The following is a 21,228-nucleotide window of genomic DNA, read 5'->3' on the forward strand; positions in this document are numbered from 1 at the left end:
TTGTTTTTTAGGCATTCGTTTAGTGCTGAGGTTCCGGTTTAAGTAATTTTTTGATAGAGGTATGGGGTGGGACTGCCTAATTATCTAACTTTTTCCCGGCTATTTATAACGCCAATTTTCATGCTGCTCTATCTTAAAGGAAAGTGGCTTGGAATTACTCCTGTAGTTCTTCCATATGTTTTGCTTGCTCTTCTAGGTCTCTCGGAGCTTACTGATGCTATTGATGGCTACATAGCTAGGAAATTTTCTCAAGTCACGGATTTGGGGAAACTTCTTGATCCTATGGCGGATAGTATTTACAGGATTTCTCTCTATTTAACGTTCACTCAGCCTCCCGTAAACCTTCCCTTAATTCTTGTTTTCATATTTTTAGCTAGAGATTCTGTAATTAGTACATTGCGGACAGTATGTGCTTTCCGAGGAGTTGTCCTTGCAGCTAGGGCAAGCGGGAAATTAAAAGCTATTTTACAAGGTATAAGCTTTTTATTAATTTTACTTGCTATGATCCCTCATTCGCTCGGAATGATTTCTGAAGGGGATTTGGAATTATTCGCTTCTGTAGTAGGTTCTATCGTTGCTATTTATTCTGTATGTTCAGGAGTTGAATACTTTTGGGTGAATAAAAATCACGTACTACAAAGAGGGAAATCTAAAGATCATAATAGAGAATTGTAGATTCCTAAATAATGCATGCCCATTGTTTTTAGTCCTGAAGATCGCAGCATACCTTCCTCTACAAGTTGGAACCATATGTCTGGTTCGTGTCTGTAGGTAGTAATTGCTAGAGTTAGCATGTGAAGGAAATCATTGAAGTTATCTGTCTGGGAAAATGTAAAACCATTAATTCCTGTAGCGACAGTATCAGCAAGACCTCCAGTCGATCTCACTAGGGGTACTGTTCCGTAACGCATCCCAATGAGTTGTGTAAGACCACAGGGTTCGAAATGCGAGGGGATACAGATCATATCCGCTGCTCCGTAAACTAATCGAGCTAGAGAATCATTGTAATCTAAGATGATTCGAATATTTGGAGAAGTTGTTAATGATTCTTGTAAGTTTGTAAATTGGCGCTGAATTTCCTGATCGTAACATGTTCCTACGATAATTAAAGCATAGCCATTTTCCATAGCGTGGAGAATAGCTGCTTTCATAAACTCAGGACCTTTTTGTTCTACGATGCGAGAAATTACGCACATTAAAGGAGAATATTCAGGAGAGAGTCCTAATTTTTCATACAACGCTATTCTATTTTCTTCTTTTTTTGTGAACAAAATATCGGGAGCGTCCAGCAAATCTTTGCCATAGTTCACAACCAACGAAGAATCTGTTTCGGGATTCCAGATAGTTTCATCAATACCATTTAAAATCCCACAGAAAACATGACGTTTAGCCATCACAGCATCGTGCATTTCATAATCAGAGTAATCATTAAGAATATCCTGAGCATATGTAGGAGATACGGTTGTAATGTAATCAGAACAGTATACAGCACCTTTGAGTAATACACTTATTTGCGGATCTCTATACAACTGATAATTACTTAACCCGAAATCACTGATGCCAGATGCCCCCAGTAATTGTGTGCTGCAATAACCCCGATAGCTAAAATTATGAATTGTAAAAATTCTTTTTGGATAATGTGGGAGATTAGGTTCCTTTAAAAGTCCTGCTAAGAGCCCCACATGCCAATCATGCATATGCACGATATCGACATGCTCTAATTTTTGAATATACGCTGCTGCAGCGGAGGAAAAAGCGCTGAAACGTAATGTATCGTCCTCGGTATAGATAGTTGATGTCGAGAAAAGATCTAATTGTGAATCCAATTTAATTATTGTAAGGATCATTCCTTCATAGGAATAGGAAATAGAAGAGGCATTCTGTCTTCCTAAAAATTCATAAGAAAAAACTTTCTCATCAATTACCTGAGAGGAAAAAGAAGGGGTAATAAGAGGGAAAAAAGGAAGTAATATTTCAATATCATGGTTTTCAGATAATGCTTTTGATAAACCATAAACAGCATCACCTAATCCACCAGCTTTAATAAAGGGAGCAAACTCGACTGTAGCTTGTATGATTTTCATGGCTTTCTCTTTTCACAGCTTATCTATGCGTCATACCAAGCAGAGAACAAAAATCACAAGACGAAAAGGCCTATTTTTTGACGCAATAGTTTGACGTTATGGTAAAATTCTTAATGACTTTGTGATTTTCCTATTTTCAAAAACTGAAGATTAGATAAACTGTAGCCTAATGTTGGGGTGTAGCCAAGCGGTAAGGCAGCGGTTTTTGGTACCGTGCATCGGAGGTTCGAATCCTTTCACCCCAAGGTTTCTTGTTATTTCTTTTTTTTATTATTCACACCACTTTCTGCTGTTTTGTTAAGGAAAATCTCATTTTAGGGAAAAGATTGACTTTTTCCGAGATAGAGCTATAATTTTGCCTCGAAAACTGTTCAGATATATGTTCTAGACATGACAGTCGATGGTCCCTAGTAAAACACATTTTAGCTCTAGGAGTCAGTGTTTCGCTAAGGGTTCTTTTAGCTCAAGATTATGGAGAATAGCACATTATGGAGCTCGTAGTTACAAGTCGCGAGACTGATAAAAAATCTTTGCTTAAAAAAATTCGTCAAACAGGAGGAATCCCTGCTGTTATTTATTCAGGCGGAAAGAGCTTGGCTAATATCATTGTTGACGCTCACGTATTTAGTAAATTTTTATCTGGCCTAGAAAGCGGTGCGCTATCTTCTACAATTTTTTCTTTATCTTACGAAGGTCGTACGATTAAGGCCTTAGTTAAAGATATTCAATATCAAGTTACCTCATACAAAGTAATTCACTTAGATTTTGAAGAACTTATAGAAGATCGTGATGTGAAATTAAATATTCCAATCCGCTGTATTAATGCTGTGGATTGTGTTGGCGTTAAATTAGGTGGATCTTTAAGACAAGTGATCCGTGCTTTACGCGTCGTGTGTAAACCTAAAGATATTGTGCCTTGCTTAGAATTGGATGTTCGGTCGTTGGGGTTGTCTCAGACAAGAAAACTGGCTGATATTAATATCCCTGAAGGACTTCGTCCGGTTACTTCTTTGAAGGAAGTTGTTGTAACAGTATCTAGAAGATAATTTTAATTATGACGATGCTGATTGTTGCCATAGGGAATCCAGGGCGTCAATATACATGGACGCGGCATAATATAGGGTTTCTTTTTGCGGACAAGCTGCTTCAAGGATTTTCTGGAGCTCAATTTAAAGAAGCTCGCAAATTATTTTCTGATATTGCCCAAGTGGAATCGCCTAAAGGGACCATGGTTTTTATTAAGCCTAAGACTTATGTCAACCTAAGCGGTAAGGCTGTTTCAGCAGTTAAGGAATATTATGATATTGCCACGGACCATATTTTAGTTCTCGCTGATGATGTGAATCAACCTTTCGGTAACGTGCGTCTCCGCCAGAATGCTGGTGGTGGTGGCCACAAAGGTATAAAAAGTATCACGCAGAGCTTAGGTTCGAATGATTACTGGCAAATGCGTTTAGGTGTAGGTCGACCTCAAAGAGAAGATATAGAGTTGTCAGACTTCGTTCTCGGACAGTTTACTGAAGAAGAACAGATTGGAATACAATCTTTATTTATCGAGGCCAGTGCGTTATTTTCTCAATGGTGTTCTGGGACTCAAACTGCCTAAGAGATCCTATAAGTAATTTTTATAGACTAGGATGTCTTAGGGAAATAAACTACTCTAGCTATGTTTAGGAGTTTTTAATGAAAGAAAAAAAAGCCCAACTTTACGAAGGGGCGTATGTATTTAGCGTTACTCTGAGTGAGGAAGCTAGACGCAAGGCTTTGGAGAAGGTAACTTCAGGTATCACAAATTACGGTGGTGAAATTCTAAAAATTCATGATCAAGGACGCAAAAAATTGGCGTATACTATTCGTGGAGCTAGAGAAGGTTACTACTATCTTATCTATTTTACAGTAGTTCCTGGAGTAATAGCCGAACTATGGAAAGAGTATCATCTTAATGAAGATCTTCTCAGATTCTTAACTCTTAAGACTGATGCTGTTAAAGAAGTTTTAGAGTTTGCGTCATTGCCAGAATAATTTTTAAGGAGAAAACATGAATAAGCCTGTTCATAATAATGAACACAGAAGGAAGCGTTTTAATAAGAAATGTCCTTTTGTTTCCGCAGGTTGGAAAACAATCGATTATAAAGATACGGAAACTTTAAAAAAATTCATTACGGAAAGAGGTAAGATCTTACCTAGAAGAATTACAGGTGTCTCTTCCCGCTTCCAAGGTACACTTACCCTAGCTATTAAGAGAGCACGTCATATAGGGTTACTACCTTTCGTAGCAGAAGATTAATTTAGAGGAAGAGAGACAAAATGAAACAACAACTACTTTTACTAGAGGATGTTGATGGTTTAGGCCGTAGTGGCGATATCGTAACCGCACGTCCTGGATATGTCCGTAACTATCTTATGCCTAAAAGGAAAGCCGTAATAGCTGGAGCCGGAACTTTGCGATTGCAAGCGAAGCTAAAAGAGGAACGGTTACTACGTGCTGCAGAAGATAGAGCAGAATCTGAGAAATTAGCAGACGCTCTCAGAGATGTTATTCTTGAGTTTCGAGTTCGCGTAGACCCAGATAATAACATGTATGGTTCTGTCACAATTAGTGATATTATTGATGAAGCAGCTAAGAAAAATATTATTCTTACGCGTAAGAATTTCCCACATTCTCATTATGCAATTAAGAATCTCGGGAAAAAAAGTGTGCCTCTGAAACTCAAGGAAGATGTTACTGCAACTTTGTTTATTGAAGTGTCTTCTGAAAGTTCATATATCACCGTTCTTAATCAACAGCCAGCCGAAGAAGAGCCAGCTGCTGAAGAATCAAACTAGGCTATTTAAGGTGAGAAGGATACACTTCTCACCTATAAAAAAAGCAGTTTTATGGATTTTTTTTCTCCAGCAAAGCTCAATCTTTTTTTAAAACTTCATGGTAAAACTTCTCATGGTTTCCATGAGATGACTACCCAATATCAGACTATTGATTTCGGAGATAATCTATATTTAGAGAGTAGCAACGAAGATACTCTTATTTGTAACCTACCGGAATTAAGTACTCCAGAGAACCTCATATGGAAAAGTCTTCAGATTTTTAGAGATTATACTCAGATACATGATCCCGTAAGCTGGAGATTGTATAAGCGTATTCCTATAGGAGCTGGTGTAGGTGGTGGTAGTAGCAATGCTGCAACGGCACTCTACGCTTTAAATAAGCATTTCCAAACACAATTATCCAATGATGTTCTTCAAGAATTAGGAAAAAAGATAGGTATGGATGTACCTCTATTTTTTTCATCAGGCTCTGCCATAGGCATAGGCTGTGGTGAGGAGATTCTTCCTTATGAAGGTTACAATTGTGAAGAGAGATATGTGTTATATTTTTCTGATAAAGGAGTACTTACTAAAGATGCTTTCTCTTATGTGCATCCCGATGATTTTTCCCATAGGGAAGAAAGTATAGATTTGTACACGAGAGAAAATGATTTAGAGAAGTCCGTATTTCGTTTTCGTAAGGATCTCGAAGAGAAAAAACAAATGCTAAAAAGGATGTGGAGTCCTTTTCATGCTCATGTCGGTATGTCTGGAGCTGGGGCAACTTTATTTGTAAGCTATCCCAGAGAAATGGAAACAGATCCTTCTATAGCCAAAGCTATTCATACTATTATCCAAGATAGTCGCGGTTTACTTGTAAATAGCCTGCACAAACACAGTGATGAATGGTTTCTGAATCCCAATAATTTATTTACAGCAACAAGATAATAAGGTGCCTTCAGCAACGGAAGCTATCTTACTTGCCTCTACAGAAAGAGCACTTTCAGCTTGGCAAACTTCATACGGCTGATCAGCGTTTTCCTGCTCAGGTGAAGACCTAAGTACACACGAAGAAGCAGCAGTAATTCTTTGAAGAGCTTTTTTTATCTCGTCAGTATCGTTATCAGTAGTCAGTAGTGTAATTGTATGTGACATAGTTAGACCCTCATCTCTCTCTTTTACTTATAGAAATAAAAAATTTTTTACAATTTCTTTCCTACATTCTATTTCCAACAGAGAGGGAATTCTCAATTGTTTACCTTGGTTTCAGGAAAAGGTTTTTGAGTCTTTATTTTTACTCAAAATATCTCTATTGCTAATTATAAGAATTAGCGTCTCCTAGGTTGTTTATGATTTTACCTCAGTATTCTTCATCATTGAAGACAGGGGCGGCTCTACTTTTTTTCTTCTCTATATTACATACGTTTCTTACGCCTTGGCTGTTCAGTCAGTGTCAATTATATCAGCATAAGAAAATGGTATTTCCTGAAAGGTGGAAAAAATATCTTTGGCTAAGTGAATTCTATCGATTGATAAGTAGGGTAGAGCTAGTTTTCGTTCTTTGGGCAGCTCCCCTGTTTTTATGGTTTCTCTATTCTGAGGGTTATAGAGTGACTATGAGTTATTTCAATAGCAGGAATTATGTATTCTCCCTCTTTATTGTTATTATGCTCATTCTTCTTGAATCGCGACCTATTGTTTATTTCTCAGAACGTATTTTTTCAAATATTGCGAAAATAGGTCGACGGTCTCCGCGATGTTGGTGGTGGACTCTGATGATAGCCTCACCACTATCTGCAGTGCTTCTTAAAGAAACAGGAGCTATGATTATTGCCGCGACGTTGCTCGTTAGGAACTTTTATAAGTTCTCTCCATCTCCGCGTTTTGCTTACGCAACAATGGGATTGCTATTTTCTAATATTTCTATGGGAGGATTGACATCTGCACTATCTTCTAGAGCTCTATTTATTATTTTGCCCTCAGTGAAATGGGGAAATAGCTTTATTTTAAAATATTTCTGTTGGAAATCTGTGATTTCCATCTTATTATCGACGACTATTTACTATCTTATTTTTAGAAAGGAATTTAATAATTTCCCTAAGGTAGTAACAAATCCTTCTATGATGAATGAACGCGTCCCGAAATGGATTATTTTTGTTCATATTGTTCTTGTTGGTTCTGTAATCCTAGCGAGGTCTGTACCATTATTAATGGCTGCTATTTTAATATTTTATTTAGGATTTCAGAAATTTACCATTTTCTATCAGCATGCAATCAATATTTCGAAAGTTTGCTTTGTAGGACTATTTTATGCGGGTCTTGTGATTTTCGGAGAACTTCAAGAATGGTGGGTTTTAGAGCTGATGCATAGAATGTCAGATTTTGGTTATATGATTACTTCATATACCTTATCTATATTCTTAGATAATGCTTTGGTGAATTATCTCGTGCATAACCTTCCTGTCGCTACGGATTGTTTCCTTTATCTCGTCATAGCTGGGTGTATGTCTGCAGGAGGGCTTACAATTATTTCGAATATGCCAAATATTGTGGGCTATCTCATCTTAAGGCCTTCATTCCCATCTTCATCATTATCTTTAGGATGGTTATTTTTATTTGCTTTAGGACCATCAATAATATCTCTGATGACATTTTGGTTTCTCAGAGATATTCCTGAATTCATTTACTGTTTCTTCAGATAGGAAAAACCTAACGGTCTTTCCCTTGAATATATACAGGAATTTCTGATCCTAATTTTTGATTTAGAAATTCTTGGCAATAAGTTTTGAAAGTCACGTAATCCATAGCTTTAGCAGCCGTAATCTTTTCATTGGGAAGTGAGAATTGTACAGAAGCTTTTTCAAAGGCTAAGGAAAATAAAGCTGATCCCATAGACTCTAAGGAATATGACGGGTCTGTGATGTTTTTTATATAGGCGTCTTTTAAATCAGAAAAATATTGTTCAGACATTCCAAATTTCTCTGGAGATATAGCGACTTCTTCAATGAATGTTTTTGTTTTTATTACAAGCTCTTGAGGTGTGTAGGCATTAGAACGGATGTAAAATAAACCTGAAGGACATAATAAAGGTTCATGATAACACGCTCCTATAACATAGCCTAATTGTTGTTCTGTTCGCAAATGAGCAAAGGCTATGTGGTGTAACCATTTAAACATCATTTCTGTAGCAACAATATGCTCCACAGAAGAGGAATGTTTATCCTGAAGAACTAAGAGCATAGCGTTCCCAGATAAAGGGTAATCTATTTCTATATTTGAGATGTCTTTATCTTGTCTTTGATAATAGAAAGAATCCGCTTCATACGTAGGGTAAGAAGAAACGAAGTCTTTAACAATGGTTACTAATTCTTGTTCTTGCCTCTTTGAGGGTGGTCCGAGAACCATAGCCTCAACATGCAGCTGTTCAAACATAATTTTTGAAAAATTTTCTACTTCTTCAAAATTCATAGTTTGAAGTGCAGTCAATTTATCATGATAGGAATAGACATCGTTTAGGGTATAAGACCAAAGCCTATCCATACCTGCTCGTATAGGGCATTCTGAGATTTTTCTTTGATAGGTTTCCATAAGCTGTTGCTTATGTATATCGAATCTCTCTTGATTTATAGAGGGTTTTAGCGAAGCTAAAATAGATTTCAATAGGATGGGTGCTGTTGCATTATATCCAGTGATTTCTAAATTCAACCCATCTCCACGTAAGGAAGTCGAGAAGAAAAGACCGGCTTGAGCTGCTAGATAGTATTGCTTAAGGAGATTTTCATTAATTGCTAGGGAGCATAGATCTGTAGCTATTAATGAACGGATGTCTTTCCTAGAGATATTAGGAGAGCGCATGCGCAAGTTTATAGTAAGCTTGGGCATGGTATAGAAATGATCTTCACAATAGTAGAAGGTAAGACCAGTATCTTCATAAGCTAGCTGAGGTTTGAACGGGAATTCCTTATTGTCTATTTTGGATACTTCTGAAACTTCAATATTTTTCGGAATATAGATATTTGGTTGAGGTAGAGCCATGCATTCTTGTACAGAAGCCTGCTTGTAAGATTCTAAATCTGGTAGGGATTTTTCATAATAATCCATTTTAAAAATGTTATCATAATGCTTTGTCGCATCCTGCCAATTCTCAGGATTTTTTGTTGACAACACATAACGGGCTTGATAGGGATCTGAAAGAATCGTTAGGATACCTTGTTCTTCTTCGAAAGAGTATTGTGGATAAACAAGTGATTGATACGGATAGGTAGTTAAATCCTCATCTATGAGGTCTGCAATTTGTCCCTGAAGGGTTCTAAAGAGATCTGTTTTTGAACTGTAGCAATATTCTAGGGCATTAATTGTAGAAATATCTTTCAAACAATATTCAGGAATTCCTTGTTTTTGGATTTGATGTAGGTATTTAAAAGTGTGGAGTAATACTTTTGAGTATTCCCTCTCACCCTTTTCTGTGAGTTGATAATAGATAGTAAAATTTCCTGTGCTTTCTGAAGTTTTATAAAATCCAGAATCAAACTCTGTAATAAGTTTTTCTTCTTTTAATAAAGAGACGAGACTATCTGTTGCTTCGTGATTCAACACATAAGCAAGCGCTGCGTAACAACCGAGAGGGGCTTGAGATGTGTTATAGAGATGCCAATAAATCTTTATGCTTGCTGTAGGTTCTACAGCAGAATTAATATAAAGTTTCCCCGATGAGAGATCCTCCCCTGAAGGAGAGAACGCTTTTCTATGAAGATTATTTTTCTTTGAAGGAATCTTGGAAAAGATTTTTGGGAAAATTTTTACAGCTTTTTCTATCGGTTCTGTTGTATGAATAACACCAATCATATTTTCAGGATGATAATGCTGATCGAACCAAGCGTGCATATCCTGAGATCTTACTTGTGCTAAAGTAGAGGCATTCCCGCATCCGAATCTTTGGACAGGGTGTCCTTTAGGAGCAATAAGTTGTTGAATGCGATGTACACGACGAAGATCCTTATTTGGATGCATAGCAAATTCTTGGTGTACAGCATTTTTCTCCCTGTCAATATCTTCCTGATCGAAAAGAGGTTGAATAAATAAATGGACAAATTGATCGATGGCTTCAGAAAATGCTGAGTTCTTTATAGAGAATAAATAACTAGTTGTATAGGAGCTTGTGTAGGCGTTGTAGGTGCCATTATTATTACTTAAAAAATGAGAAAATCCATCGCTATTTGGATATTTCTCATTTCCTAAAAAGACGCAGTGTTCTGTTAAATGTGCTAATCCAGGGAATTCTTTAGGATCCGAGGAATTCCCTGTTTTTACTGCTAAAGCTGCTCCTGAAATTGAGATTCCTGGATTAGAAATTATTAGCAATTGAAGCCCATTTGCACAGATAACCTTGGCAGTTTTTTGATCTGCTATAGATGGGGTAAGAACTTTTAGTGGGCACTGATCAGGGATTATCCGTGTGTGTTGTTTGCATGATGTTACTAGTAGAGATAGTAGTAAAGTAACAGACAGTGCCTTCCACTTCATTCTTATAATTCCTCGTATAATTGTGTTAAAATGGAAAATGCTTTTTTTGATCTTAATGCCCGTTGAGTATGTTTATCGCATTGAGAAAGTTCCTCTTCGCAGCATAGATGTTCTAATAAAATCTCTTCTCCAAAACTGAAGAAAAGGGGAGCGAAGAAAATAGCTCGATATTCTCCAATAGCATCTTCCACTGTTGGTGGGGGCGGGAGAATATCATAAGTTTTTAATGCGAATGGATAGAAATGAGCAGGTCTTCCCGATGCCTTCGTTAATAAACGAAACATCTCTATACTTTCTGGTTGAAATTCCGAGGGATAAAGAAGATTTTCACGTGTTTTTCTATCTCTACCTCCTGCAGGAGCTACGTAAATAAACTTACCTCCTTCATTAAGTAGAGTTCTTAATGTTTTCATACTCTTTTGATTATGATGTAGCTTCTCTTCCTTTTGTTCTGGGGGATTATTAATATGACGTTTTGAATAAATGCATAATAAATCACAGCCCATACTGAATGGACGTGCTAGGGGATCGGAAGTTACACGATCTCCTGCTACGAAAATCATATTTTCTACTAACTTGGGATGGGTTTTTCCTAAAGCATAATACATCAACTGGGGATCGCATTCTGTTTGGTGATTTGCGAGTAGAATAACGTTATCTTTGCGATCTATAAATTCTTGAATATGATCTAGTTGATGAAGATTGTGAATTTTGGAATTCTCATCATCTACAAGGACTGAGAAAAATTGCTTACCAAAATTAAATAAATCTATCGGAGAGCGAATTTTCTTATGGTAAGGAGGGAAGATAAAAGGATCCTTCAAATCTTCAATGACAATCTTCAGCCATTGTAGACATAGTTCCTCTGCTTTTTCCAAAGAACATTTCTTTGTCGCTGCATCAAGATAGTTTTGATGATATATTTGAAACTTCTGATACAAAGGCTCGGGCAGGGATTGATTGCCAAAGGCCTGTAGTAAATATGTAGAAAAATGCATAACCATGCCTATAACTCAATACTCTCTCCTGTAACTAATGAGAAGAATTGGTAATGATTGAGGTGAAGCGAGTCTGAAGTATTAATTTGTAATTTAGCTTTCAAGTGTTTAGCCAGGCGAATGAGTTCATCGTCGTCTTTTTCCTGTTTCATATAACCAGCAATTTCCGGATGAACAACTAAACACAGGTGAGTATGTTCTTTATGATTGATCACTTTTTTGAGATCTCTTTCAATTTCAATGACGACACTTTCCGGAGTTTTGATAATTGCATTGCCGCTACAGTAAGGACACGTTGTAAATAGCGTCTGCATTAAAGATTCGCGATTTCTTTGACGGGTCATTTCTACGAGACCAAATTCGCTCATACTTAAAATAGTGCAGCGTGCAGCATCATATTTCATATGTTCTTTTAGACGCTCTAAAACACGACGTTGATTTTTACGTGATTTCATATCTATAAAATCGATAATGACCAAACCACCAACATTGCGTAGGCGGAGTTGTCTAGCAATCTCTTCAGCAGCTTCTAGGTTGATTTGAACCAATGTCTCTTCAACACCGCTTTCTAATTGTGTGCTTCTTCCGGAGTTCACATCAATAGTATGCATAGCTTCTGTTTTATCGAAAAATAGGTAACCACCACTGGATAGCCAAATCTTTCGCTTTGTTGCTTTATCAATTTCTTTTTCGATATTGAATCTCTCAAACATAGGAATTGAATCGCGATAGTATTCAATCTTTACGGCAGAGTCGGGGGAATATTTCTTGAGCATACGCTTACATTTTTGATAGGTGGAATAGTCATCAATTAGTAGGCGTTTGTAATTCTTATCTATGCAGGTGATTACAGCTTTTTTTAAGATGTCAGTCTCTTCATAAAGCAGGCAAGGTTGATCTGTGGAGTGGAATTTTTCTAAGATGCTTTTCCAAGTTGCAAGTAGGTCATGAGCTTCATTTATTAATGCATCAGTAGAAGCAAGTACGCTGGCTGTTCGGCAAATCAAGCCCATATCTTGGGGCATTTCAAAAGAACGAATAAGTTGCTTTAGCTGATCTCTCATGTGGGGATCTTCAATTTTTCTAGATACGCCACGATGGGGAGAATTGGGCAGTAGAACTAAATAACGTCCAGGAATAGAAATATTTGAGGTTAAACGTGCGCCCTTGGTCCCTATAGGTTCTTTAACCACCTGAACTAATACGGGACTATCTAATTTTAATAACTCTTCGATTGGGGCTTCAGGTTTTTCACTGTTTTCTTTGGCGAGAACATCGAAATCCATGTCGAACATTTGTTCAAACTTTTTAGAATTCTCTAATACGTCTGAAATGTGAATGAAGCCATTTTCTCTTTCATCAATATTAATGAAAGCAGATTGAATGTTTCTTAAGATATTAGTTACGCGACCTCGATAGATGTTGCCTTTGAGTTGACGAATTTTTTTTCTTTCAATGATGAGATCAAAAAGCTGACCGTTTTTTAGATGAGCGTAGCGAATTTCTTTAGACTCTATATTTAATAAGATGTCGTTTTCCATGGTCTTCCTTGATGCCTAATCCGTCTTTCCTGCTATTGCTCGGATATGATTCAGGAATAGGTTTGTTTGTAGAAGCGGTCCTAAACTTCCTAGATATTTGTCTACTGACTGCGGAAAGAATTATAAAAAAAATAGGTAAAAAATTCTACAGAAATGGTTTATTGATTCTTTTAAATTAAAAATGATAGTTTTATTTATTGTCTCAATAGATTTAAAGTATGTCTTTGTTTTCTATAATTATCTTGTTTGGTAAACTCTTGTCTTCAAACTCACAGCAACTTTAAATATAGCTTTGAGATTTTCTTATGGGAAACATTGATGATTTAAAATTATATATTTGCCGACTAAAGTTTCCTGGGGAAAAAGAGATAATAAAATATTCTTTAAATCCAGAGAATATTCGTGAGTCGGGTGAAGAGGAGCTTTTCTCTAATCCCATCGAAGTCTCGGGAAGTTTAGAGAAAATAGACAATGAGCAATGGATTTTATCCTTAAGTGTATCCACACAATTAGGATTGCGTTGTTGTGTTTGTGATAAAAATTTTTTATACTCTGTAGATTCAATAGAAATTTCACATCTAATTTGTCATGAAGATGTCAAATCAGGTGTATTTGATTGTAAAGATTTAATTAGACAAGAACTTCTCTTGGAGAGCGATCATTTTCAAGAATGTAAGAAAGATGGCTGTCCTGAAAGAGTAAATATCGTACAATTTTTAGAAGATAGAAAAAGAATCAAAGGGGAAACCCCTTTCGACAATTTATAAAAGGTGAGAGATATGGCAGTACCACGCAATCGGCATAGCAATGCGCGAAAAAATATCCGAAGAAGTCATGATGCGAAAAAAGCTCGTCATGCGGCTGTCTGCAACAACTGCAAGCAAGCTTTTATTCCTCATACGATTTGTACTTCTTGTGGTTTTTATAACGGGAAAGCCGTTATGACTGTAGAAAAGAAATAACAATATATTTGTGTTATGAACGTGCAAATTGGCATAGATCTGATGGGAGGAGACCACTCTCCTCTCATTATCTGGGAAGTGCTAATCGATGTACTCAATTCTCGAGCTTCGAACTCGCACATTTCTTTTACTGCTTTTGCTTCTGATGAGGTGAAGCAGCAGATACTCAATAATTATACGCATAAGGAATATCCTGAGATAATTGCTTCAGAATGCTTTATCACTATGGATGATTCACCTCTATCCGCTATTCGTAAAAAATCTTCATCTATGGCTCTCGGTTTAGATTATCTTAAAGAAGGTAAGATAGACGCATTTATCTCTACGGGAAATACTGCGGCATTGATTACCTTATCTCGAGCTAAAATTCCTGTATTCCCTACCGTTCGTCGCCCAGCTTTACTTGTTCGCGTCCCCACCATGCGCGGTTGTGCGGTCATATTGGATGTTGGTGCTAATGTTTCTGTAAATCCCGAAGAGATGTTGGGTTTTGCTCGTATGGGTTTGGCCTATAGACAATGTCTTGGAAAGACAGAATGTCCTACTGTAGGTTTATTGAACATTGGTTCTGAAGAGCGTAAGGGGACGGAAGCGCATCGACAAACATTTCGTATTCTTAGAGAAACCTTTCAGGATGCTTTTTTAGGTAATATTGAAAGTGGAGATGTCTTTAGTGGTAGTGTCGATGTTGTTGTTTCTGATGGATTCACAGGAAACATCTTCTTAAAAACTGCAGAAGGTGTTTTCGATTTTCTACGTCATATTTTAGGAGATAAATTAGAGTCTGATGTCAAACGACAGTTAGATTATACGATTTATCCCGGCTCAATGGTGTGTGGGCTTTCCAAACTTGTGATAAAGTGTCACGGGAAAGCTTGTGGGAAATCTTTATTTAATGGAATTTCTGGATCTATAGATTTAGCTCGCGCACGCGTTTGTGAACAGATTTTATCTAGCCTATCTTAGTCTTTAAGTTTATCTATTTACCATCTTTCTCTATTGACGGGATCGTGTTGATAGTGATAAACCTTTTGAAAACGAATACTGAAACATCTCTGAATTAGGTTTACGATGGTCGCAAAAAAGGTATCAAGATTTCCAAAATCTACATTTTCCCATTCCGTAGTTTTAGCAATATTAGTTTCCACTGGGATGATCGCTAATAATCACAGATTATATGGTTATGAACCAGTTTCAGAGGCATTTTTCAATAATCCTCCTTTAAAAACACAATTAGAAACAACTTCTGCGGGTATTTTTAAAAAAGAGAAGTCTGCAGATGCGCAAGAGCCTAAGAATGAAAATAAAGAACCAGAAACACATGTAGAAACTTCGGTTATAAATAATGCTTCCTCATGTGTTACTAAAATCTTAGGTGCAGAAGCAGGTCTCAGACAGCATTTAGTAGATGCAAGTACTTTATTTGAGACTTTAGAGTCTTTATCGTGGAAGAATGTAGATACAGGATTATCTAAAAGTTCCGAAAGTATTTCTACTGTTGAAAATGAAGGATCTGAAGCAAATCGAAAATATATTATAGATGATCCTAAGCAAGGCTTGGCCTTTTGTTACAGAAACCTGTCAGGTTATTCTGCGGATGAAACTACTCCTGGATTTTTAGGTATTGCTCTTGTGGGAACTGGACCTAAATCAGGATTATCTTTTTCTAATTTAAGATCCATAGGTGCGGGAGCTGCAGTATACTCTGATGAAGATGTTGTTTTCGAACATCTTAAAGAAAGACTCCTTTTTGATGGTTGTGAATCTCAAATGGGTGGTGGTGCTGTCTCAGGCCGCAGTATTGCTGTGAATGGTTGTCATAATGTTACTGTAGTTGGCTGTAAGACAGATTTAGACCTTGTATATTCTGGAGAGATTACAGATTTTTCCAAAGGTGGGGGAGCTTTTAATGCTCATAAGGTACACGGTGAATCTCATAAATCTAGATTCCTCAGCGGAGAAATTATTTTCTTAGATAATTCTGGAAGTCTTTTGATAGATGGTAACCATGCAGATAAGGCGAACGGTGGGGCCATAGCTTGTGGAAATTTTGTTTGTTCTGTAAATCGTGGAGATGTGCACTACGTGGGTAATCAGGCCCTATCTGGAGGTGCAGTATCTTCTCTCAAATCAATTGATTTTGTTGGCAATATAGGATCCATAGAGTTCCTAGATAATCATGCTTTAGTTTCTCCTGAAGTTTCTACATTTTTAGGTGGGGGAGCTTTAGCTTCTGGGGAGAGGATTAGTTTCTTAAACAACGGAGGAATCCATTGTTTCAAAAATACTTCTAAATCCTCTGGGGGAGCTCTTTTATCTAGAAATGTAAGGATAGTAGAGAATGTTGGAAATTCTTGGTTCAAGGAAAACTCTGCTGAAATTACAGGTGGAGCGATTAGTTCTCAAAATCAGGTAGAGATCGGACAGAATTTTGGAAATATTACTTTTGAAGGGAATACTTCTAAGTTCGGTGGAGGTGCTATCCATTGTTTGCTTCCTGAGCAACCTCATACGAATTCTGAAGAGCCTCTATCTGGATCAGGAGATATTAAGATCATAGATAATTCCGGAGCTATAAGTTTTGAGTCCAATGAGAATTTATTGGAATCTCAAGAAACGCATAGCTATCTTGGTGGCGGAGCTCTGTATGGATCGAATATTTTAATCTCAGGAAACATTGGGGATATTACGTTTTCTAAGAATGTCGCAGGTCAATGTGAATCCGATAGCACATGTCTTGGTGGTGGTGCTATTTTCGCTAATGAGAATGTTAGAATTACAGATAACGCTGGAGCCATTGCTTTCTCTTACAATAAAGGAAAAATTCTTCCTCTCCCTACAGTTTCTACAACTTCTGAAGAAGAAGATGCTTCAAGTACCTCCTCAGAATCTTTGCCCGTAGATTTGGGAATCCGTGGAGGCGGCGCTATTTTTGCTAAGCATATAGAGATTGAAGGCAATTCTGGTGTTTTATCTTTCTCAGATAACTGCATGGAGATTAGGGATAGTAAAACGCAAAAAGAACATCCTTTAGGTGGTGGTGCTCTATTTGGAATAGATAAAGTTGGTTTGCAAAATAACATAGAACTTGCATTCGCTAATAACTATGTCTCTGGTGAGAATAGTAGTGGGGGCGCTATCTTATCTAAAGTAGTAACTATCTCTGATAACGGGAAAGTACAATTTATCCGCAACTATTCAAAATTCCTCGGAGGCGCTGTTTGTGCTTTAGGAGATACCCTAAGCATTAAAAATAACGAATCTTCAGTATCGTTCATTGGTAACAGAACCGTGACTGCTGGTGGAGCGATTGCTAGTGCTGCGGGTGATGTTTTAATTTCTAGAAACCTTGGTAAGGTAGAATTTAAAGATAACCTGGTCTTCGGGGATCCCTATGTAGATAATCTTGAAGAAGGACAAGTTAATACTGCAGGGCATCATAGTGGTGGCGGTGCTGTTTTTGCCAAAACTTCTGTAATAATTCGTGAAAATGAAAGTAAGGTCCTTTTCTCGGGAAATTCTTCGGGATGTTTTGGTGGTGCGATTTTAACAGGTTCTTTAACACCCGAGTATCAAGAGCGTTTTGCTTCTAAGGTAGTGAGTGATAATACTAAAGTCGTCATTACAGAAAATATTGGAGATGTAATCTTCTCAGGGAATAGTACGACTGCTGCTCAACATCCTGAACATAATTTGTTCGGTGGTGGTGCTATTTATACTCAAGATTTAATCATTAATAAGAATGCGGGTTCCGTAGCTTTTTACAATAACTATGCTCCTACGGGCGGTGCTGTGCGTATTAGTGAAAAGGGAACAGTAATTTTAGAGGCTTTAGGAGGGGATATTGTTTTCCAAGGAAATAGAAATTCCGAAGATATTTCTAATGGGCTTTATTTTGCCGGTAAAGAATCGAAATTAGTTGAGATATCTGCTGCAGGAGAAAATACTGTTAATTTCTCAGACGCTATTGTTTTCGAAGATCTAACATTAAGAAAGAGCTCAGTATATCATGAGGATATTTTAAATAATCCAACACTGATACTTAACTCTAAATCCAAAGATGATTCAGAAGTATCTCATTCTGGAAATATCCGCTTTGCTTACGCAACATCTAAAATTCCTCAAGTAGCTTTATTAGAGTCCGGAACTCTTATTTTGTCTGATAAGGCTCAGCTGTGGTTATGTGGTTTGAAGCAAGAAAGAGGTAGTGAGATCTTACTCTCAGCAGGAACTGTATTACGTATTTTTGATCCTAATGCTAAGCCTATAGAAAAACCAGAAAGTCCCTCTGCAAAATCTTACTATAGTACTTATGATTCTGGTAGAAGTTCTGATGAGAAGACTTTGGCAGATATTAGTGTTATTGGTGTAGATTTAGCTTCTTTCGTTGCTGGTGACGATGAAATAATTCCTCAACCTCCACAAATTATCGTTCCTAAGGGAACGACAATTGGTTCAGGATCTTTAGACTTAAATCTCTTAGATTCTGCGGGTATTGGTTATGAAAATCATGCTTTATTAAACAAAGAAGCAGATATCACTTTGCTTTCGTTTAGAAGTGCTTCTGCGGTTTCGGATGTTCCTGATTTGGATCGTTCTTTGGAAGAGCTACAGGTTAAAGTTTCTGTACCCACAATTACCGAAGATACTTATGGACATATGGGCAAATGGTCCGATCCTCAGATTGTTAATGGTAAGTTAATGATCAACTGGAAACCAACTAGCTATAAATTAAATCCTGAGAAGGATGGGTCTATCGTATTGAATACTTTATGGGGACAATACGGAGATTTGCGAGCTTTGAAACAACAGCAATTGGCTCATAATATTACTGCCCAAAGAATGGAATTGGATTTCTCAACGAATATTTGGGGATCTGGAATGGGAACATTCTCCAATTGTGCAACAATTGCTAAAATAGATGGCTTTACTCACCGTGCAGGTGGCTATGCTTTAGGTTTGGATACGCAGCTAATAGAAGATTTCTTAATAGGAGGAAGCTTCGCCCAGTTCTTTGGTTATACAGACAGCCAGTCATATTCATCACGCAGTGATCAAAGTGGTTATTTGGGTTCTGGATATGTAGGTATCTTTGCGGGTTCTTGGTTATTCAAAGGGATGTTTATCTATAGCGATATTCATAATGATTTGAATACAACCTATCCCACTCCGAACATAGGTAGATCTAAAGGATCCTGGAATAGTAGAGGAATTTTAGCAGATGCCCATGTGGATTATCGTCATATCGTGAATTCACGTAGATTTATTTCATCGATTGTTTCTGCAGTCGTACCTTTTGTAGAAGCTGAATATGTTTACGTTGATCTTCCTACATTTACAGAGATTGGTAGTGAAGTAAGAACATTTGCAGAAGGACATTTACAGAATATAGCGATTCCTTTTGGTATCACTTTGGAGCATAGTTACTCTCGAGGACAGCGTTCTGAAGTGAATAGTTTAAGTTTTTCTTATGCTCTGGATGTCTATCGTCAGGCTCCTGCTGTTCTTATCAATTTGCCTGCAGCTTCTTATTCTTGGGAGGGAGTTGGCTCTGATCTTTCTAGAAAATCTATGAAAGCGCAATTTAGTAATGATACAGAATGGAATTCCTACTTCTCTACGTTCTTAGGATTTACCTATGAGTGGAGGGAGCATACGGTATCTTATGATTTGAATGGTGGTATGCGTTTGATTTTCTAAGAAGTATTGAACACATTCGAGGATTAAAAAGGCGTTGTGTATCCTACATAACGCCTTTTTTTTGACAGTTTTAAGATTTTCTAAGCGTCTGTTTTTTGAGCTATAATATCCATAATATAAAGGAGGTAGATAATTCCTTCTGGTTTGAGTTCATAATTATCATCATAGAAGCAATCTACTACTAAATCGATATGCGCTCCTGTTTCGGGAAGATTGATAATATCAGCGACTTCTTGAAGTAGGAAATTATAAACGCGTGATTGTATTTCAGCTTCTGATGTTAGGAATGCGTTATGGATATATTGTATCAAGTCAACGTGAGATCTTCTGTAAGCTTGTAAAAAGCTATTCTTCAGCTCTGTGTATTTTGCTACATTTTGAGGAAGAGTTGAGGTCTGACGTAGGGTAAGAGCTGAGAGATTCTCATTCAAATGATCGGTGATCAAGCCGAGTTCTTCACCGTACAGATGTTTTAAACCGTTGATTTGATGCCATTCTTCTTCATGAGCAACAAGTTGTTGTTGAGAGAGTAAATGTTCTTTAAACATTTGTAACCATAATAGTATCTGGTCTCTTCCTGAGTTTCGTGTATTGTAAAGATTGTTGATAGATCTGAAAGTGGTCTCTGCCCAAGTGGGTTTACATGTATGTGCATAGGAGGAGATTTCTTTAAGAGCTTTGCTTTTATTTTCTTGAGAAATTCTAGGATCTTCCAGAGCTAGAGTTAGATGATGCATCATGATGGGAAATGCTTGAGCATCAGGATGAGACGGGTCTTCTTTTAATAAGGGAGTAAGATAATTCATAATAATTCCCCAACCAGAATCCCAGCAATTTAGATTGTTAATTAGTCTTGTGAGTTTTTTATAATCGCATAACTTCTTTGAGTAGGATGTCGTTGCTAATGAGTTTAAAAATGGTGAAGGTAGGGGGGCTAGACGTAAGACGTCTTGTGACATATTGATTTCAAATTCTCCAGATACTTTTTCGAGCACCTCTCTTTTTATCTCTTCAACAAATGCTTGTTGGGTTTCTGTTAAAGGTTTGAAGACTTTTTGAGTTTCTGGAAGAAGAGAGACTGTGTCTGTTTTCCTTTGATAGGGACAAGAAATTACTAGTGTGAGTAGTTTGATGGGAAGGAGTAGAACGTAAAGCACAAGAGAAATAAGAACGGAAACGAGGTATACTAGAGCGACAAGTAGATGGTCTAAACAAGATTTTGGATGTTGCAACCCTAAAGTAGAACCTATTTCTCGAAAAAGTTTGGAGAACAGGCAGCAGCAGTTAATCTGTTTTATGAGAGTAGTAATGCGTTTACAACACGAGGAAGTTGAGGAATCAGGGGATGGCGGTAGGTGAGAATTATTTGGATTAAGGGAGACGCTCATTGTTAGTGCTCTCTAAGGGTTAAATCAATTTATTATGGTGATATTTTATCATTATAACAGTTTGATTCTAATTCATAAGTTTTTTTTATCTAGTTATTGTAATATAGTTTTTATATTAACTTTAATTATAAACTTTAAAAGTTAGTGTCGTTCTTAGCGGGGAGAGGATTCCAGAAGGGGATGGAATTATTGTAGATTTTAATTCTATATGGAAAACGTATAGAAAC

Annotated in this window: 18 protein-coding genes and 1 tRNA gene; 13 read left to right on the forward strand and 6 right to left on the reverse strand. The window is 37.1% G+C overall.

Going from position 1 to position 21,228, the window contains the following annotated elements:
• Nucleotides 1–66 precede the first annotated feature (66 nt).
• Nucleotides 67–675, forward strand: a complete 609-nt coding sequence (pgsA, locus tag O6937_RS02475) for a CDP-diacylglycerol--glycerol-3-phosphate 3-phosphatidyltransferase (RefSeq protein WP_332390086.1) — start codon at nt 67–69, stop codon at nt 673–675.
• Here the strand turns inward: pgsA and glgA are convergent.
• Nucleotides 657–2,084 carry a glycogen synthase GlgA gene (gene glgA / locus O6937_RS02480; protein WP_332390087.1) on the reverse strand — a complete coding sequence of 476 codons (1,428 nt, stop codon included), beginning with the start codon at nt 2,082–2,084 and terminating at the stop codon, nt 657–659. The two genes, pgsA and glgA, sit on opposite strands and share 19 nt — an antisense overlap.
• A gap of 173 nt (nt 2,085–2,257) precedes the next feature.
• Here glgA and O6937_RS02485 point away from each other — a divergent pair.
• The 7 genes from O6937_RS02485 (at nt 2,258) to ispE (ending at nt 5,837) form a co-directional block, all read left to right on the forward strand.
• Nucleotides 2,258–2,329, forward strand: a tRNA-Gln gene (locus tag O6937_RS02485).
• Between the two features lie 243 nt (nt 2,330–2,572).
• A complete protein-coding gene (locus O6937_RS02490) occupies nt 2,573–3,130 on the forward strand; it encodes a 50S ribosomal protein L25/general stress protein Ctc (protein WP_332390088.1) in 558 nt (185 codons plus the stop codon).
• An 8-nt stretch (nt 3,131–3,138) separates the two neighbouring features.
• Nucleotides 3,139–3,690 (forward strand): aminoacyl-tRNA hydrolase, encoded by a 552-nt coding sequence (gene pth / locus O6937_RS02495; protein ID WP_332390089.1) that lies wholly within the window; start codon nt 3,139–3,141, stop codon nt 3,688–3,690.
• A gap of 77 nt (nt 3,691–3,767) precedes the next feature.
• Nucleotides 3,768–4,106, forward strand: a complete 339-nt coding sequence (gene rpsF, locus O6937_RS02500) for a 30S ribosomal protein S6 (RefSeq protein ID WP_332390090.1) — start codon at nt 3,768–3,770, stop codon at nt 4,104–4,106.
• Between the two features lie 16 nt (nt 4,107–4,122).
• Nucleotides 4,123–4,371 carry a 30S ribosomal protein S18 gene (gene rpsR / locus O6937_RS02505; protein WP_011006772.1) on the forward strand — a complete coding sequence of 83 codons (249 nt, stop codon included), beginning with the start codon at nt 4,123–4,125 and terminating at the stop codon, nt 4,369–4,371.
• Between the two features lie 20 nt (nt 4,372–4,391).
• A complete protein-coding gene (rplI, locus tag O6937_RS02510) occupies nt 4,392–4,910 on the forward strand; it encodes a 50S ribosomal protein L9 (RefSeq protein WP_332390091.1) in 519 nt (172 codons plus the stop codon).
• Between the two features lie 51 nt (nt 4,911–4,961).
• Nucleotides 4,962–5,837 (forward strand): 4-(cytidine 5'-diphospho)-2-C-methyl-D-erythritol kinase, encoded by an 876-nt coding sequence (gene ispE, locus O6937_RS02515; RefSeq protein ID WP_332390092.1) that lies wholly within the window; start codon nt 4,962–4,964, stop codon nt 5,835–5,837.
• On the opposite strand, the gene rbp7 is transcribed toward ispE, so the two are convergent.
• The gene (rbp7, locus tag O6937_RS02520) at nt 5,817–6,044 is read right to left on the reverse strand and encodes a reticulate body protein Rbp-7 (RefSeq protein WP_332390093.1); all 228 of its coding nucleotides are present in this window, start codon (nt 6,042–6,044) and stop codon (nt 5,817–5,819) included. The genes ispE and rbp7 overlap by 21 nt on opposite strands.
• Before the next feature lie 194 nt (nt 6,045–6,238).
• On the opposite strand from rbp7, the gene O6937_RS02525 reads away from it, so the two are divergent.
• A complete protein-coding gene (locus tag O6937_RS02525; protein ID WP_332390094.1) occupies nt 6,239–7,591 on the forward strand; it encodes a putative Na+/H+ antiporter in 1,353 nt (450 codons plus the stop codon).
• A 7-nt stretch (nt 7,592–7,598) separates the two neighbouring features.
• Here O6937_RS02525 and O6937_RS02530 read toward each other — a convergent pair whose 3' ends face one another.
• From O6937_RS02530 to O6937_RS02540, 3 genes are read right to left on the reverse strand one after another with little or no spacing between them, the layout of a single operon-like run.
• Nucleotides 7,599–10,412, reverse strand: a complete 2,814-nt coding sequence (locus tag O6937_RS02530) for an insulinase family protein (protein ID WP_332390095.1) — start codon at nt 10,410–10,412, stop codon at nt 7,599–7,601.
• Nucleotides 10,413–10,414: 2 nt separating this feature from the next.
• Nucleotides 10,415–11,410 carry a 1-acyl-sn-glycerol-3-phosphate acyltransferase gene (locus O6937_RS02535; protein ID WP_332390096.1) on the reverse strand — a complete coding sequence of 332 codons (996 nt, stop codon included), beginning with the start codon at nt 11,408–11,410 and terminating at the stop codon, nt 10,415–10,417.
• 8 nt (nt 11,411–11,418) lie between these two features.
• The gene (locus O6937_RS02540; RefSeq protein ID WP_332390097.1) at nt 11,419–12,951 is read right to left on the reverse strand and encodes an Rne/Rng family ribonuclease; all 1,533 of its coding nucleotides are present in this window, start codon (nt 12,949–12,951) and stop codon (nt 11,419–11,421) included.
• 305 nt (nt 12,952–13,256) lie between these two features.
• On the opposite strand from O6937_RS02540, the gene O6937_RS02545 reads away from it, so the two are divergent.
• From O6937_RS02545 to O6937_RS02560, 4 genes are all read left to right on the forward strand, one after another.
• Nucleotides 13,257–13,718 (forward strand): hypothetical protein, encoded by a 462-nt coding sequence (locus O6937_RS02545; protein WP_332390098.1) that lies wholly within the window; start codon nt 13,257–13,259, stop codon nt 13,716–13,718.
• Between the two features lie 12 nt (nt 13,719–13,730).
• A complete protein-coding gene (gene rpmF, locus O6937_RS02550) occupies nt 13,731–13,913 on the forward strand; it encodes a 50S ribosomal protein L32 (RefSeq protein ID WP_332390099.1) in 183 nt (60 codons plus the stop codon).
• Nucleotides 13,914–13,928: 15 nt separating this feature from the next.
• Nucleotides 13,929–14,879 (forward strand): phosphate acyltransferase PlsX, encoded by a 951-nt coding sequence (plsX, locus tag O6937_RS02555; RefSeq protein WP_332390100.1) that lies wholly within the window; start codon nt 13,929–13,931, stop codon nt 14,877–14,879.
• A gap of 105 nt (nt 14,880–14,984) precedes the next feature.
• Entirely contained in the window at nt 14,985–19,613 is a 4,629-nt protein-coding gene (locus tag O6937_RS02560) for a polymorphic outer membrane protein middle domain-containing protein (RefSeq protein ID WP_332390101.1), read from the forward strand.
• An 80-nt stretch (nt 19,614–19,693) separates the two neighbouring features.
• On the opposite strand, the gene O6937_RS02565 is transcribed toward O6937_RS02560, so the two are convergent.
• On the reverse strand, nt 19,694–21,001 hold the full coding sequence (locus O6937_RS02565) for a DUF1548 domain-containing protein (RefSeq protein WP_332390102.1): 1,308 nt from the start codon (nt 20,999–21,001) through the stop codon (nt 19,694–19,696).
• Nucleotides 21,002–21,228: the final 227 nt, after the last annotated feature.

Source organism: Chlamydia sp. 04-14 (genome assembly GCF_036632095.1).
In the GTDB taxonomy this organism is placed as follows: domain Bacteria; phylum Chlamydiota; class Chlamydiia; order Chlamydiales; family Chlamydiaceae; genus Chlamydia.